This is a genomic window from Neobacillus novalis NBRC 102450, assembly GCF_001591805.1.
GTDB classification, from domain to species: domain Bacteria; phylum Bacillota; class Bacilli; order Bacillales; family Cytobacillaceae; genus Neobacillus; species Neobacillus novalis.
The window spans coordinates 52,821-68,267 of record NZ_BCVP01000031.1; the positions used below are offsets into that span (position 1 = coordinate 52,821).

The window sequence follows — 15,447 nt, forward strand, 5'->3', positions numbered from 1 at the left end:
TAGTTATTTTTTAATAAGAAAGTGCCCCTGCATGGACATGTGCCGCAGGAGGCACTTCTTTTTAGTTAATCATAATGGACAAATACGTGTACATAAAATGATAGTGCATAATTAGGATTGATTTGAATTAAGGAGGAGCTAGATGACAAACCTTAACTCGTCCACACGTTTGAAGGTCAAAAGGGATTCATTTTATCTACCAGATTCAAAGGGTGGTGTGTATTTTAGAAATAACTTAAGTTCATTCCGAATGGAAGGAAATACGATTTACCAATGGATTGAAAAATTAGTGCCGATGTTTAACGGCGAGCAATCATTGGGAGATTTAACAGAGGGATTAACGGCACCGTATCGCAACAGGGTTTATGAGATTGGAGAAACGTTGTACAAGAATGGCTTTGTTCGAGATGTTAGCCAAGATAGGACACATGATTTAAACCCAAAAGTCCTAGAAAAGTATGCTTCACAAATTGAATTTGTCGAGAATTTTGTAGATTCTGGTGCCTACCGTTTTCAAGAATACCGTCAAGCTAAAGTTCTGGCTATCGGTTCTGGACCCTTTGTGGTTTCATTGGCTGCTGCATTAATTGAATCGGGACTTCCCAAATTCCACTTTATGTTGACCGATTCAGTACCTACAAATCAATTGCGGATACATGAGTTAGTACGCAATGCCTACAATGCTGATTCAGAAGTGGAGGCCCTGCAAGTACCCTTTGAAAAAAGGGACGGAAGGAGTTATTGGCAAGAAGCATTGCACCCATATGATTGGATTCTATATGTCTCTCAGGATGGCAATGTAAAAGAACTAATGGATCTGAATATCGTTTGCAAAGAGCAAAGGAAAGGATTTTTTCCTGCCATATGTTTAGACCAAGTGGGGCTTGCTGGTCCATTGGTTCATCCGGAATCAGACGGATGCTGGGAGTCAGCATGGCGCCGAATCCATCAATCTTCATTGCAATTAGATCGGCAGCCGCAATCTTTCTCTACAACTGCCGGAGCCATTCTGGCCAATGTCACCGTATTTGAATTTTTCAAAAAAGCTACAGGAATTGCAGGGTCCAATCAGAGTAACCAAATTTACAAACTTGATCTTGAAACGCTGGAAGGAGACTGGATTTCATTCATCACACATCCATTGGTTACAAATAAAAGTGTCTCTTCTGGACTGGTGGAAGATCTGGATGTAAGGATAAAGCAAGAAAAGAGTAAAAACGAACCTTCGAGTAACCTCTTGGAATATTTCAGTCTATTGACTTCGGAAGAAACAGGGATTTTCCATACCTGGGAGGAGCGAGACTTGAAACAGCTTCCTCTTTCGCAGTGCTATGTTCAAGCGGTTAATCCAGTGTCAGAGGGACCAGCAGATCTCCTGCCAGAGGTTGTCTGTTCGGGATTTACACATGAGGAGGCAAAGAGGGAAGCGGGACTGACAGGTATTGAAATGTATGTTTCACAAATGATCAAAGGAGGAAGTGACCAAAAAGATAAGGCTGGTGAAAACATACCTAGAGGTTTAATTGGCATCGGTGCAGGGGAAACAAGCGAAGAGGCAGTTTGTCGCGGCTTGCAAGCCTATTTAGAAAAAGAATGGAAAAATAAAAAGGACGATCGACTAAAGCCTATTTTTCGCGTCCAACTGGGAGAAATTGAAGATCAACGCTGCAGATTTTATTTAAATGCCCTGACAACCTTAAATGGTGCACCGACCATCTGTTTAGATAATGAAATATTGGGCTTCCCCGTAATATCGGTAAAATCCGAGGGGCGTCGGTACACTAGTACAGGTTTAAATACAACGCTTGCTTTACGGAGTGCATTACAACAAGCGCTTTTGGATAAACAAAATCAAGTGCATGCAACCGAAAGGATAGCGGAGTCAGCTGTTTTTTTGAAAGAAAAGGAATTTAAACTCGAAATCCCTTCTTGTGATGAAATGACACAATTGGAGCTATTACAATCTTCCATTCAGGTCTTGAAACAGAACAGCAAACTTCTTTTCGTTTATGATCTTGCGTTCGAACCTTTTTTAAAACAGGAATTGGCAGGGGTGTATGGTGTGCAGGTTCGAGAGGAGGGATCCTAATGGCCGCCCATATTCTCATTGACGGAGAGGGTTTATTAGCGGATTATGTCTTTGATCAATTATCCGGCAATTATCTCGTAAGGCGTCAAAGCCAATTAGAAGAGGTGCCCGGAGAACCAGAATTAGCTCTGGTTCTGCACGATGGCTGGAATCCAGTCATTTATCAAAAAGCGGAAGAAAAATTCAGGAACAAAGGTATCCCGTGGCTGCGAGGTTTCGTATCCTTTGGGGAAGGAATCATTGGTCCTTTAGTACATCCCGATACACCAGGATGTTCTTTCTGTGCTGACATTCGGCGCTTGATAGCTGGATCCGATCGGAAAGAAATGTGGCAGCTTCAGCGAAAAGTGGCAGCAGGAGAAGGTGTCATGCAAGATGCATGGGCATCACGAACGGGAGTATCTCAAATGGCATCATTGATATGTAACGAAGTTCAAAGGGTTCTTCAAGGAGAACCCAGCAATTTAGAAGAAAGAGTGTTCATTCTTAACCTAAGAACGTTAACCAATTCTAGTCACCTTTTCTTGCCTAATCCCTTGTGCCCGATTTGCAGGCCATTACCTGAAGATACTTCAGAATTAGCTCAAATTAGGTTAGAATCTAGTCCTAAATTTAATGGAAGTGGTTATCGCAGCCGTTCGATGGATGAATTTAAAACAGTACTAGTCAAAGACTATCTGGATTTTCGTACTGGTGTCATGAATGGAAAAATGCAGGATTACACGCTGCCATTTGCTGATGTTTTAGTGAACATGCCGTTATTTGAAGTGGACGAGGGAGTCGCTGGCCGATCTAATTCATATGAAATGAGTGAGCTGACTGCCATTTTAGAGGGGTTGGAACGATATTGCGGGATTGAGCCCCGCGGCAAAAGGACGGTAGTTCGTGATAGTTATCATCATGTAAAGCAAGATGCTCTAAATCCTGAAAGAGTAGGTTTGCATGAAAAGGAACAATATGCAAAGCCTCATTTTCCGTTTAAACCGTTTCATCCTGATAACCCAATGAATTGGGTCTGGGGCTATTCGTTTTTACAAGAACGTCCCATACTGGTTCCGGAGTTACTCGCCTATTACAGTTTGGGCCATGGGGAGGGCATTGTTTATGAAACCTCCAACGGATGTGCCTTAGGGGGGAGTTTAGAAGAAGCTATTTTCCATGCCATTATGGAGGTTGTCGAGCGAGATTCATTCTTGTTAACCTGGTATGCAAAACTCCCCCTTCCGCGTCTTGCCCTTAGTTCGGCTAACGATAAAGAATTACAGCTGATGGTCGACCGTTTACAAGAGGTGGCGGGATATGACCTTCATTTTTACAATTCGACGATGGAACATGCGATTCCAAGCGTGTGGGCAGTAGCAAAAAACAGAAGATCCAAGGGTGTAAACCTCATTTGTGCAGCCGGAGCTAACCCTGATCCTGTAAGGGCTGTAAAAAGCGCAATTTACGAGCTTGCGGGAATGATGGTGCATGATGAAAAATTGGAGGCAAACCGAGAGAAATATGAAGAAATGCTGCAAGATCCGTTTGCAGTACGTACAATGGAGGATCATGGTTTGCTCTACGGGCTGCGAGAAGCAGAGGAACGGCTGAATTTTTTATTGGATGATCAACGTCCATTACGTACGTTTGCAGAAGAATTCAAGAAGCCACCTGCAAATACTGATTTGAAGGAAGATCTTCAGGATATTCTTCAGAGGTTCCGCCGGTTAGATCTGGAGGTCATTGTGGTGGATCAAACGACACCAATAACCAAACGGAATGGATTGTTCTGTGTGAAAGTATTGATCCCTGGTATGTTACCGATGACATTCGGACATCACTTGACCCGTGTGAAAGGGCTGGAGAGGGTCCTTAGCGTGCCAATGAAACTTGGATTTGTCAAACAGCCGTTATCGTATGAACAGCTTAATCCCTATCCCCACCCATTCCCATAATTGAAAAGTTGGAGGTGTAAGATTGGAGCTAGAAACATTTGTACATCATCTTCACTTTGATACAGGAAAAGTTGCTCCGCCAGATTGGCAAGTGGACTGGGAGGATGCGCCACTTCCCTATAAACTGTACCGCGGCTTACCAGAGATTCCACTGAGTGCAGATGTACCGTTAACACTGGATGGACGGGAAGCTCAGGCAGAACCTAGTCTGCAGGAGCTAGGTCATTTCTTATGGTATGTGTACGGCCTTACTCAATACGCTCAATCCGCTTTAATCGAGGACACCGAGGGAAAAACTGCTGTGAGCTATGCTCAGTTATTCCGCCGATTTGTCCCCTCTGGCGGGGCGTTATATCCCAATGAATTATATGTGTATGTAAAGCTGAAGGACGCACCAATGGGAATTTACCATTATGATGCGGCACACCACCGCCTCCTTTTGCTAAGAGAAGGAAATTACGATTCCTACTTATCAAGAAGTCTTGGGAATAGCTGTGATCTTTCTGACTGTTTCTGTACTGTTTTTGTCTCGACGCTCTTCTGGAAAAATTTTTATAAATACAATAATTTTTCCTACAGGCTCCAAGGGTTAGATGCAGGTGTATTAATTGGGCAATCTTTAGAATTGGCCACTACGATGGGGTTTTCATCTCGGGTATGCTACCAATTTCTTGATCGGTCGATTAATCATTTGCTTGGGTTGTCTAATCAGGATGAAAGTGTATATGCAGTTATTCCATTATCTGTTAATACCTCTAACATTAGTGTTGATGACGATCATGATAGAGATGTAATTGTTTCTGCCGCAGAATTGTGTCGGGAAGTGCCATTGTTGGAGCATGTTGCCTATAACCGTTCAAAGAGGGTTATTGATTATCCGCTGCTGAGAAAAATGAATGAAGCATCGATGTTTGAAACAACAGAGTCGTTTGTGAAGATTAAGAAAGATAGTAGTGTGAAACTTTCCTTAGATTCAGAAATGATCTTGCTTCCCTTTGCTGAGCGCTTTTCTTACGATCTCGCATCCGTTTTTAGAGAGCGGCATTCTCCTGATGTTGATTTTATGATGGGTAAAGTCAGTCAAACGCAACTATCCACTTTGTTAAAAGAGACATTTTCCTTACCGTATCAGAATGATCTTGACGACAGACATGGGAATGCTGATACCCGAGTTTCTTTATACGGCAGTTTTTATAACGTGGAGGAAGTTCCCAATGGTGCTTACGCTTATGACAAAAGCGCTCATGCACTTCGGAGAATAACACAGGGGGATTTTCGAGAGTTTTTACAATATGGATTAATAATGCCCAATGTAAATTTGTTTCAAGTTCCGCTAGTTCTGCATGTTGTTGGAGACAAGGAACACCTCAAAAAGGAATTGGGATATAGAGGATACCGGATTCAACAAATGGAGGCGGGCATATTCGTGCAACGATTGCTCTTGTTGTCATGTGGCTTAGGGATGGGAGGGCACCCACTATTAGGATTTGATGTAAACCAATGTGATGAACTTTACGGGATCAATTCAAAAGCAAAAACAAGCCTAATTCAAATCCCGGTCGGTCCATACCGGCCCCGCGCCTGGTTAAAAGGAAGGTTGCTTAGCTAGGAGAGACATGGATAACATTTATTCATTTAAAGGCTCTTAACCGATTGGTTGGGGGTCTTTTTAGATAAGAAAACGGATATGATTTTTACTCAATATCCGTTTAGTCTACTAAATGCTTTTTTACCGCATAAAGTGCCGCCTGTGTCCGGTCTGCCAGCTCGAGCTTGGCCAAAAGGTTTGACACATGCGTCTTTACAGTTTTTTCGGTAATAAAGAGCGCTGCGGCAATTTCTTTGTTGCTTTTTCCTTTAGCAATTTCTTTTAAAACATCCAACTCTCTTTTGGTTAATTCCTCTAGTAAATTTCTTTCCTGTTTATTGGACAAATTGGCCAGGAGATGCGAAGTAGCTATCGGATGCAGCTGGTTTTCTCCGCTGATGATTTTTTTGATTGTTGTGACAAGTTCATCAGGCTGGATGTCCTTTAACTGGAATCCGGAAGCACCTGCTTCAAGCGCGGGGATGACATGGTCTTGATCTGAAAAGCTGGTCAACATCAAAATTTTGATTTCAGGATGCTCTTTTTTAATCAACCTTGTTGCTTGGATTCCGTCCATTTCAGGCATCACCAAGTCCATTAGAATAATATCCGGCTTTAGTAACTTTGCTAGCTCAACGGCTTCCTTTCCATTTGCGGCTTCCCCGATAATGTCAAGCCCTGTTTGGGTGCGAAGAAAAAAGACGAGGCCTCTTCTAACAACATGATGGTCATCAGCTATTAATACGCGTATATTCACTAAAATTCCCCCCTAGAACGGAATGTGGATCTGTATTTCTGTTCCGCTTCCCGGCTTACTTGTTATTTGAAATGTCCCACTTAACGCTTCCGTCCGTGTTTTCATATTTTTTAATCCCAATGAGGGGATCGTATGATTTTGGTCATAATGGAAGCCACAGCCTCCATCCTTGATTGTCATCAGCACCCCATCACTAGCAGCATGGAAAAATAAAACCACTTCTGTTGTCTGGGAATGTTTTTTACAATTGGCTAGGGCCTCCTGGCCGATCCGCCACAGCGCTTCCTCCACCTTTCCAGAAATGCTTGCTACTCCTGTCACCTTGGTTTCAATCGACAGGCCAAGCATATCAGCATAACTTTTCAAGGCACTTACCAATCCATTTTCCAGACCACGCGGGCGGAGCTGCCAGATTAATGCTCTCATTTCCCCAAGAGCTTCCTGGGCCAAATCCTGCATATAACTAAACGTTTGTTTTACTTCATCATTTGGTGTCATTTCAACTCCTGCCCTTGCGGTAAGACTGAGGGAAAATAAAAGCTGATTAACGGAATCGTGAAGATCCCTTGCCAGCCGATTCCGCTCGGCAACAAGTGCTGTCTCTTGTTCCCGCTGGGTCAGTTTGATTCGTTTCAATGCTGTGCCGATTTGAAAGGCAACCGCTTCAAGCAAGGCGAGTTCATTTTTTTGAAAATGTGTTTTGTTTGGCGAGCCTACATTTAATATGCCGAACCGTTCCTGACCAGCCCGTAGCGGGACCGTAGCATGATGGGTCAGTCCGCACGTTTCACCGGCATTCTCTGCAATGGCATCTTCAATTCGTTTACATTCCATAATATTTGATGCTTTATTTAGTTGTCGATTATTGTATTTATTTACGCACCAGCACTTACCCTGGCACATCCTTTGTTTATCGTCATTCGCTAAAGCAGGTGGCAGGGCTTCATCGGCTGCGAGCTGATGGCTGCCATTTTCATCAATTAAAAAAATCCAGCCTGTTTGCAGTCCAGTCACATGGAGAAGTCTTTTCAAAACACCAGACAACACGGCATTGGTATCCGTTCCTTCATTTAAAAGCTCAGCGATTTCCTTTAAAATGCTGATTTCCTCGTATCCAGTCTCTATAGACATTGCAGTTTCCCCTCTGCTTTGAAGTATCAACTGTTATTATAGCTTATTTACAATTTTCAGACTCCTATTATTGAGATTTTCTTTTTCAACCCAATTTATGCTAGCAATTAAGAACAAAACTCGCTAGAGAAGTAAGAGAAATGTCTTTAATAAGGGCTCTTAAGGACAAATCTCCGTAAGAAAGCAAGGAAAAAGTCCTTCATAAGGTCGATGAAGGACAAATCTCCGGAAGAATGCAAGAGAATAGTCCTTCATTATGACCTCTCAAAAGGCCAAGCTCCAAGTTTCGGCTAACTAAGCGGAACTAAGCTCCAAAAACTCGATAATCTCTCCCTCAGGTCCTTCAAAAAAGACTGTCTCCCAGCCATTCTCCAGTTTATAGGGACCTTCTATTTTTCTAATATCATCAAACCGCTTCATCACTTCATGGAGATCGCTTACCTCAAAACAAATATGAGTCGTTTTATTGTTTCCTAGATGACCAGAGATCAACTCAAGTCTAAAGTCTCCTAAAGCCAGAAACACAATCTCTTCCCCCAAGAAAAACATTCGGCATTCTTCCTGAAAGCCCAGGTGCTTTTTATAAAAAGCGACAGACTCCTCCATAATGTTCACTTCTAAACCAAAATGATGGACTCGCATTAAAGACCTCCCCAATCATATAATTAGATTCATATCGCCAAACTCATGCCATAGATAGCCGGCACCGATTGCTTGATCATAGGCCTTAAGCAAATTCTGTTCAGATATAAAGGCGGAAAGCATATCGAGGTGGCTGGCCTTCGGTTCATGCAAACCCGTAATAATGCCATCTGCAATTTTTATAGGAAAATGTTGATCGATATATAGATTCGTCATCCCTGATAGCGCTTCGTTCTTAGCTGCAGTCTCAAGAGCCCTGACCACTGTCGTACCAACCGCGATTACCTTTTTACCAGATGCTTTTGTCTGGATAATCCTTTCCATTGTACGGTCAGAGATTTGATACTCCTCATCATTATCTTCGGGTGTTTGAACCAAACTATCATCAAGCAAATAGCTCAACCCTGTATGCAATTGGATAAAATCAACCTGTATATCTTTGCGCTTCAATTCAAATAACAGCTCCCAGCTAAAGGCTCTGCCAGCAGAAGGCATCTCCACTGAACCGGGATGGCAGGCAAAAACCGTTTGGTAGTAATCCAATTCCCATGGCTGCTCAATATATTCATAACGGATCGGCTCGCCTAGGTCATAAATGATATTGAATAGATCCGTTCCTTTTTTTGAAAAATGAATGAGCTTAAGTGGGGAATTTTCCTTTTCGCCTATTACCGTTGCTGCTAATTCAGGTGAAAATTGCAGGATATCGCCTGTTTTTACAGGGTTTGCTACAATCAGCGCATCCCAAGTATCTTCGCCACGGCGCCTTGCCAGCCGAATTTCCACTTTTGGTGCCAGTTGATTCGTGTCCCGCCGCCATTTGGCCTGTAAAACCGCAGGTATGGTGCGGCTATTATTTAAAATAACCAGGTCCCCGGGCTGAAGATAATCTGCCAAGTGAAAGAAATGGTCATGCTTGATTTCTCCTGTTGTTCGGTCCAGCACCATCATCCGGACATGATCTCTTCGTAAGCCACGTTTTTCTGGAGGATGTGAAGCATTAAGTTCATCTGGAAGATAAAAATCCAACGCTTTAATCGCTGCCATTCCTTACACCCCCTCTGACTGGGCCGCAAACCTTTGGCCATTAATTCCTGCCGCTCTATCTGATGCAAGGTATAAAAATATCTCAACTACCTCCTCGGGCTTAGCCAATGGATAATCGCAGTCAGGTACAGCTAATTGGTGCATGTTTGTGTCCATTTCTCCCGGATCGACCATGTTGACGCGGACATTGGTCTCACTTAATTCATCTGCCCACGTTTGCGTGAGGCCCTCAACGGCAAATTTTGAAATCCCGTATGCGCCCCAACCCGCAAAGCCCGTCTGGCCAGCTTCGGATGTTAGATTAATAATCGATCCAAGATTCCGCCCAAGCATCCCCGGAATAACTCTTCTCGTTACAAGAAATGGCGAGACTGCATTTACCCGGAGTACCTCAGCAAAGTCTTCTTCAGGGTAATCGAGAAGCAATGGCATTGGACTTGGCCCCAAAATAGAGGCATTATTGATCAGGACATCAATATGGCCATATTCCTCCTCAGCCATCGCAACGAATCGCTCCACATCCCTTGACTTGGAAATATCAGCGGTAACCGCCAGCACTTCAGCACCTAAATCCATGGCGGCATCCTTTATTCTTAGCAAGTCTTCCGTTGTCCTGGCACATATCGCCAACTTCGCTCCTTCTTTTGCAAATGCCAATGTTAACGCCCTGCCCAAACCTTTAGAGGCCCCAGTTATCATTACAACTTTGTCTTTCATAATGTGTTCTCCCCTTCATAACTTGATGTCTTAAGCATACTGGTTTCTTCCAAATCCCCCCTCAGAAAAAAGCTTGAACTTTATCTACAACTTTTGGATGAGAAAAGAGACAAACAGTCTTTGGGGCAGCTTTAATTGGAATCATACCCACAGGAATAAAAATTGGAAATTGAGACCTTGCATTTCTTATGAACGCGGGATAAAGACTAGTTCTAAGAGGTGAAATGAAGTGACTGTGATTACATCCTTTAAAGAAAAAAGACGAGAAAAACAAATTAAATATGAACGATCCGTTCTGAGGGATCTATCCATCAATACATTAAAAGAGCGAGTACGCCACTATTTTGGCTCAACTAAGATAGCCTCAAGCTTTGTCATGAATACAGGCATTGAGGAAGCATGTTACGATGTAGCCCTTGAAGCCTTCTTGCTGGGAGCAAAATTCAGCAAGTTTGGCTATTATGGAGAAGATATAGATGAGGTGCGCCTGCGCTGCTTAAAAGAAGAAAAACACTTAATCAATACCCTTTACAACTTTTTGCTTTATTGGGGAAATGGGGAGGAAGGTACCATGAGTGAATCCCTCTATTACCTTTGTGAACAATATATTCACGTCTGGTGGCGCGAAGGATACGAAAAAGGTCAAAGGCGCCACAAGCTTCGACTTCACTAATACCACCGCATTTCTTATTGTTCTAAAACCGCTCCTTGTCCCATATATTTTATTGAAAACGGGACGAGCGGGAGGGAATGATTAGGGGTGTCAAAGCGCAGATTGAAAATTATCAGCTTTATTGCAGGATTACTTTTGCTATTTCTCATATTACAGCATGATTTTTCCGAAAATAATTCATGGAATTCATGGAATCTGCCACTATCAGGGAAGATCATCTTGCTTGATGCAGGACACGGCGGACCGGATGGCGGAGCCGGAACTGGGAAAACGCTTGAAAAGGACATTGCCTTAGAAATTACCCTTAAAGTCAGGGATTACCTTCAGGAGCAGGGCGCCCTTGTTATTATGACGAGGGAAACAGATAAAGACCTTGCCGCCCCTGATATGAAGGGCTACAGTAGAAGAAAAGTAGAAGATTTGAAACAGCGATTAAAAATGATCAATAGCTCCGATAATGACTTTTTTGTCAGCATCCATCTAAATGCGATTCCATCCGCTAGATGGAGCGGTGCCCAAACCTTCTATACACCCCATCATAAGGAAAATGCCAGAGCAGCTAAATTTATTCAGGAAGAGCTCCGAAAGAACTTGGAGAATACAACTCGAAAAGCGAAGCCAATTAATAATGTATATATTTTAAAGCATGCTAAAAAACCAGGAATATTGGTTGAGGTTGGCTTTCTTTCCAATCCAACAGAAAAGGAATTGTTAAAAACAGAGCCCTACCAGAATAAGGTAGCCGCATCGATAAATAATGGTATTATGCGTTATTTTACGAATGAAAAGGAATTAAAGGAAACTGATTAAGGAAGGCGGGCCACCGTCTTCCTTTTTTAACGGCTGTTTCCTATATTTTGATAGGAATAATAGTGTGATTCATTTAACTGTTTCTTTGCTTAGTTATGATATACTGAGGTATGGAAACGAATTCAAAAGGTGAGGTGTTTTTTTATGTTAACAGAAGTGAGTGTCCGTGAGGTTGTTGGCAGCCTCAAAGAACCATTTTTACATAAGACATTAGCTGAATTAAATGCAATTGAAGAAGTTAAGATTAAGGAAGAAAAGAACCATGTCAGCGTCAAGATAGGAATTGCAAGAACGGGGACGAGCGAACAGTTACAGCTGCAAACCCAGATTGTTAACTTATTAAAAGAAGCGGGAGCGGCAACGGTGGGAATCCGTTTCAGCGAGCTTCCTGAAGAGGTTTTAGCTGCACACCGACATGCTGAACCAGAAAAGAAAGATAAAAACCTGCTGAATTCCGATCATACAACATTTATTGCAATCGCGAGCGGAAAAGGCGGCGTGGGTAAATCAACGGTATCTGTTAACCTCGCTGTTGCCCTTGCACGCCTTGGTAAAAAAGTAGGACTCATTGATGCTGATATTTATGGTTTCAGCGTTCCTGATATGATGGGAATAACAAAGCGGCCGGTTGTTCGCGACGAAAAGATTATCCCTGTGGAACGTTTTGGTGTCCAAGTGATTTCAATGGGCTTCTTTGTTGAGGATAATGCTCCGATTATTTGGCGCGGCCCGATGCTGGGCAAAATGTTAAACAGCTTCTTCAATGAAGTTGAGTGGGGAGAAATCGATTATTTACTATTAGACTTACCGCCGGGAACTGGGGATGTGGCCTTAGATGTTCACACCATGCTGCCTGCATGTAAGGAAATTATCGTCACCACGCCGCATCCAACAGCAGCCTTTGTTGCGGCACGTGCCGGTGCGATGGCGCTTCGTACCGAGCATGAGGTGCTTGGTGTCATTGAAAATATGGCTTATTTTGAAAGCAAAATAACCGGCGAGAAAGAATATGTATTTGGCCAAGGCGGCGGTGATAAATTGGCGGAAGAATTGAATACAGAGGTGCTTGGACGCCTGCCGCTGAACCAGCCGGATTGGAACGATGAAGACTTTGCTCCTTCTGTGTATCAGGAAGATCACCAGATTGGAAAAATTTATTTAGAAATTGCCGAAAAGACGGTAAGTCTGTTGAATAAGTAAAAAATAAAACCTCTTCCGGCGGGAGAGGTTTTATTTTTTATAAATGATCATTTATTATCTAAGAGCCACCGCCACCGCCACCGCCTTGCCCGCTGCCGGATTTACTGTCGCCTTGGTCTCCTTTACTGCCACCATCCTTGCTTTTCATGTCTTCCGCTGCTTTTAGCAGGATCTCTTGCATTTTAACCTTAAATAGTGGACTATCGACCGTCTCTGTAATGACTTTCTGAAGATGTTCGCGGTATTCTTTGCTTTTTAGGGCATCTGCCAGCTCTTTTTGAATTTCAGGTTCTTTAAAAACCTCAATCATCATTCCTCTGTATTCGGGATCATTCATTAATTCCTTTAATAATTTTTCATTTTCGGACCTCATGTTTTTTGCTACGCCTTGAGCAAATTTTGGATCATTAAAGGTTTTTTTCCAAAACTCAGTCGCCTTTTCAGATGTTAGCGTTTGTTGAATGGTGTCGGAGACGACCTTTTGATCCATAACCAGCTTTTCCTTCATTTTATCATCAGACATGACATCCTGGATTGCTTTCTTTCCGTCATCTGTTTTTAGGATATCGACAACCATTTTCTTGGTCTGATCGTAATCTATTTGCCCTCCACTGCTTGTATCACCCGACGAACAGCTCGATAAGAACAAGATGGGCAGGAGGAGCACGATATTTTTTACTTTCATTTTCAAGCCCCTTTCACATAAGAATCCTTAATTTTATAATGAAGAAAATCAGCGAAGATTATTCGTAAGGAACGCAAATTATGGATTTTTCAAATAGGGCTTGGTACAATCAGTAGGGAATTTATTTTACTTGCATGGGGGTTTATTGTGTGACAAGCCGTAATTTGGTAAAACTTTTTTGGAACACATTATTAGTTGGCGGGGTCACGACGGCTATTGTGGGATTGTTTGCGCGCTGGCATGTATTGCAGCCTTATTTTGTTAATTTTAATATTGGCGAAATTATTTCGGCCCTCATTTGGTTAATTGTGATGGGATTTCTCTTTAGCGTCATCAGTCAAATGGGCTTTTTCGCTTATTTAACCATTCATCGGTTTGGTTTAGGAATCTTTAAATCCGCTGCCCTTTGGAATGGAATTCAGCTGGTCCTCATTTTATTTGGCTTATTTGATTTAGTTTATTTACGTTATGTAAACTTTGCCAAGCCGGGAGAGTCAATTTTGCTGTATTTTGTTCCCGCCCTGTTGCTGCTCGTTGTCGGGCTGGTTGTTGCTTGGTTGAAAAGTAAACAAACAAATCGGGAGGCGTTTATTCCCGCACTTTTCTTTATGATTGTCGCTACGTTAGTCGAGTGGGTTCCAGTTCTTAGAATCAATTCCCAAAATTGGCTCTATTCGATGCTGTTTGCCTTATTAGCCTGTAATGCCTACCAAGTATTAATCCTTCATAAATTAAATAAGAAATCAGAACAGGAAAGACAACAACGCAAAAGCCAATCAGGTAACAAAGCGAAAAATAATAAGAAAATGAACAAAAAACCGTCCATTTAAATTAATGGACGGTTATTTTAATATTATTCTTACTTAATTTCCTGTGAATGGATTTCTCCATTGGCGATCATTTCAGAAACCGATACAAGTTTTAGCCTCTTTTGACGGATATCCTCCAATATCAGTGGAAGCGCCTTCGCCGTTTGTTTGGCTGAATCTGAGGCATGGAGTAGAATGATATCGCCCTTATCAGCTTTTTTTACATTTTCCACAATCTTTGCAACTCCGGGATTTTGCCAATCCTTTGAATCAATCCGCCAATGGACCACCGTATACCCATATCTTTTAGCGATATTCAAGGTGCGCTTATCAAAATGTCCAGTCGGTGCACGCAGAAGTTTTATATCCTTCACATTTAACTTTTTAAAGGCTTCCTGAGCTTTTGAAATGTCCTGACCAATTTTAACATCCTCGACATCCATGTAGTCTACGTATTCGTAACCAAGAATCCCAATTTCAAACCCATCCTTTACAATCCGAGTGACGATGTCAGGGTGCTGTTCAGCCCATGACCCTGCCAAGAAAAACGTGGCCGACTTAACATTCTCTTTTTTTAGTATGTCTAAAATCGGTTCAGCCTTCTCGTCGCCCCAGCCAATATTGAAGGTAAGCGCAAGATCCTTTTCCCCGCGATAAACCGCTTTCGGCCCATCCTTGGTTGAAAAGACCGGTATTTGTGCATGGTTTTCCATGTAAAGAAACCCAGCAGTAAAAAAAGCAGCTATCAAAATAAGTGCAACGTTTTTCAAAGATTTTCCGTTTATGATTAAAAAGAATTTCATCTGGCTCCCACCTCGTCCAATACCATCCTTGTCTAATACCTATGCTTGTATGATGAAAATTATGATTTAAGATTTTCATAATAAAAATATCAATAATTGGAAAAGACTACTATAACTAAATTCTTCCGCTGGAGGTTATTCAATGTTTGGACTTCTAATAAACGAAAAAGAAGTAAAAGAAATGGAATACCTTATTAAAAGAGAAATGGATGAAATATTATTTGATTTACGGGATGAACGCATTGATCATATCGTGAAAAGAGCAATGGAAGAAAGGTATAAAATCTTATTTACATTATTTAGACGGGTTGCTTCACCAAATGAATGCTTAAAATATATGAGGAGAGGAAAGAAGGACAGGAAAAAGGGTTAATGCTTAAATAGATGAAATTCTTCTACAAAATATTTTTAAGAAAATGCGTTGACATTTATTTATTATCTTGTTATATTAATAAACGTCGCTGATGACGTATTAAATAGCTTCGAAAAAAGTTATTGACAATACGGTCAACGGATGTTATATTAATAAAGTCGCCTTTGAGCGATGATAACATTTGTT

Annotated in this window: 15 protein-coding genes; 8 read left to right on the forward strand and 7 right to left on the reverse strand. The window is 42.0% G+C overall.

The window, feature by feature from the left end; all coding sequences use genetic code 11:
• The first annotated feature begins 142 nt into the window (after positions 1-142).
• Genes BANVL01_RS20650 through BANVL01_RS20660 form a run of 3 tightly spaced genes read left to right on the forward strand, consistent with a single transcriptional unit; the run spans position 143 to position 5,635 of the window.
• Positions 143-2,089 carry a putative thiazole-containing bacteriocin maturation protein gene (locus tag BANVL01_RS20650; RefSeq protein ID WP_066094768.1) on the forward strand — a complete coding sequence of 649 codons (1,947 nt, stop codon included), beginning with the start codon at positions 143-145 and terminating at the stop codon, positions 2,087-2,089.
• A complete protein-coding gene (locus tag BANVL01_RS20655) occupies positions 2,089-4,026 on the forward strand; it encodes a TOMM precursor leader peptide-binding protein (RefSeq protein ID WP_066094771.1) in 1,938 nt (645 codons plus the stop codon). The genes BANVL01_RS20650 and BANVL01_RS20655 overlap by 1 nt, the downstream gene beginning before the upstream one ends.
• A gap of 22 nt (positions 4,027-4,048) precedes the next feature.
• Positions 4,049-5,635: a SagB family peptide dehydrogenase gene (locus BANVL01_RS20660; protein WP_066094773.1), complete on the forward strand. Its 1,587-nt coding sequence runs from the start codon at positions 4,049-4,051 to the stop codon at positions 5,633-5,635.
• Positions 5,636-5,735: 100 nt separating this feature from the next.
• Here BANVL01_RS20660 and BANVL01_RS20665 read toward each other — a convergent pair whose 3' ends face one another.
• The 5 genes from BANVL01_RS20665 to BANVL01_RS20685 form a co-directional block, all read right to left on the reverse strand.
• The gene (locus BANVL01_RS20665) at positions 5,736-6,371 is read right to left on the reverse strand and encodes a response regulator (protein WP_066094776.1); all 636 of its coding nucleotides are present in this window, start codon (positions 6,369-6,371) and stop codon (positions 5,736-5,738) included.
• Positions 6,372-6,383: 12 nt separating this feature from the next.
• A complete protein-coding gene (locus BANVL01_RS20670; RefSeq protein WP_066094779.1) occupies positions 6,384-7,502 on the reverse strand; it encodes a GAF domain-containing sensor histidine kinase in 1,119 nt (372 codons plus the stop codon).
• Positions 7,503-7,796: 294 nt separating this feature from the next.
• On the reverse strand, positions 7,797-8,144 hold the full coding sequence (locus BANVL01_RS20675) for a VOC family protein (RefSeq protein ID WP_066094782.1): 348 nt from the start codon (positions 8,142-8,144) through the stop codon (positions 7,797-7,799).
• 15 nt (positions 8,145-8,159) lie between these two features.
• Positions 8,160-9,191, reverse strand: a complete 1,032-nt coding sequence (locus tag BANVL01_RS20680; RefSeq protein WP_066094785.1) for an S-adenosylmethionine:tRNA ribosyltransferase-isomerase — start codon at positions 9,189-9,191, stop codon at positions 8,160-8,162.
• 3 nt (positions 9,192-9,194) lie between these two features.
• Entirely contained in the window at positions 9,195-9,908 is a 714-nt protein-coding gene (locus BANVL01_RS20685) for an SDR family NAD(P)-dependent oxidoreductase (RefSeq protein WP_066094788.1), read from the reverse strand.
• Positions 9,909-10,137: 229 nt separating this feature from the next.
• On the opposite strand from BANVL01_RS20685, the gene BANVL01_RS20690 reads away from it, so the two are divergent.
• From BANVL01_RS20690 to salA, 3 genes are all read left to right on the forward strand, one after another.
• Positions 10,138-10,581, forward strand: a complete 444-nt coding sequence (locus BANVL01_RS20690) for a YbaK family protein (protein ID WP_066094791.1) — start codon at positions 10,138-10,140, stop codon at positions 10,579-10,581.
• A gap of 87 nt (positions 10,582-10,668) precedes the next feature.
• Positions 10,669-11,391 (forward strand): N-acetylmuramoyl-L-alanine amidase CwlD, encoded by a 723-nt coding sequence (cwlD, locus tag BANVL01_RS20695; RefSeq protein ID WP_066094794.1) that lies wholly within the window; start codon positions 10,669-10,671, stop codon positions 11,389-11,391.
• Positions 11,392-11,535: 144 nt separating this feature from the next.
• A complete protein-coding gene (salA, locus tag BANVL01_RS20700; RefSeq protein ID WP_066094797.1) occupies positions 11,536-12,591 on the forward strand; it encodes an iron-sulfur carrier protein/transcriptional regulator SalA in 1,056 nt (351 codons plus the stop codon).
• 58 nt (positions 12,592-12,649) lie between these two features.
• Here salA and gerD read toward each other — a convergent pair whose 3' ends face one another.
• Complete coding sequence (gerD, locus tag BANVL01_RS20705) at positions 12,650-13,276, reverse strand: spore germination lipoprotein GerD (protein ID WP_066094800.1); 627 nt, start codon at positions 13,274-13,276, stop codon at positions 12,650-12,652.
• 149 nt (positions 13,277-13,425) lie between these two features.
• On the opposite strand from gerD, the gene BANVL01_RS20710 reads away from it, so the two are divergent.
• On the forward strand, positions 13,426-14,106 hold the full coding sequence (locus tag BANVL01_RS20710; RefSeq protein ID WP_066094803.1) for a KinB-signaling pathway activation protein: 681 nt from the start codon (positions 13,426-13,428) through the stop codon (positions 14,104-14,106).
• A 29-nt stretch (positions 14,107-14,135) separates the two neighbouring features.
• Here BANVL01_RS20710 and pdaB read toward each other — a convergent pair whose 3' ends face one another.
• Positions 14,136-14,888, reverse strand: a complete 753-nt coding sequence (gene pdaB / locus BANVL01_RS20715) for a polysaccharide deacetylase family sporulation protein PdaB (RefSeq protein ID WP_066094806.1) — start codon at positions 14,886-14,888, stop codon at positions 14,136-14,138.
• Positions 14,889-15,030: 142 nt separating this feature from the next.
• Here pdaB and BANVL01_RS20720 point away from each other — a divergent pair, with 142 nt between their 5' ends.
• Complete coding sequence (locus BANVL01_RS20720) at positions 15,031-15,261, forward strand: hypothetical protein (RefSeq protein WP_066094809.1); 231 nt, start codon at positions 15,031-15,033, stop codon at positions 15,259-15,261.
• Positions 15,262-15,447 lie beyond the last annotated feature (186 nt).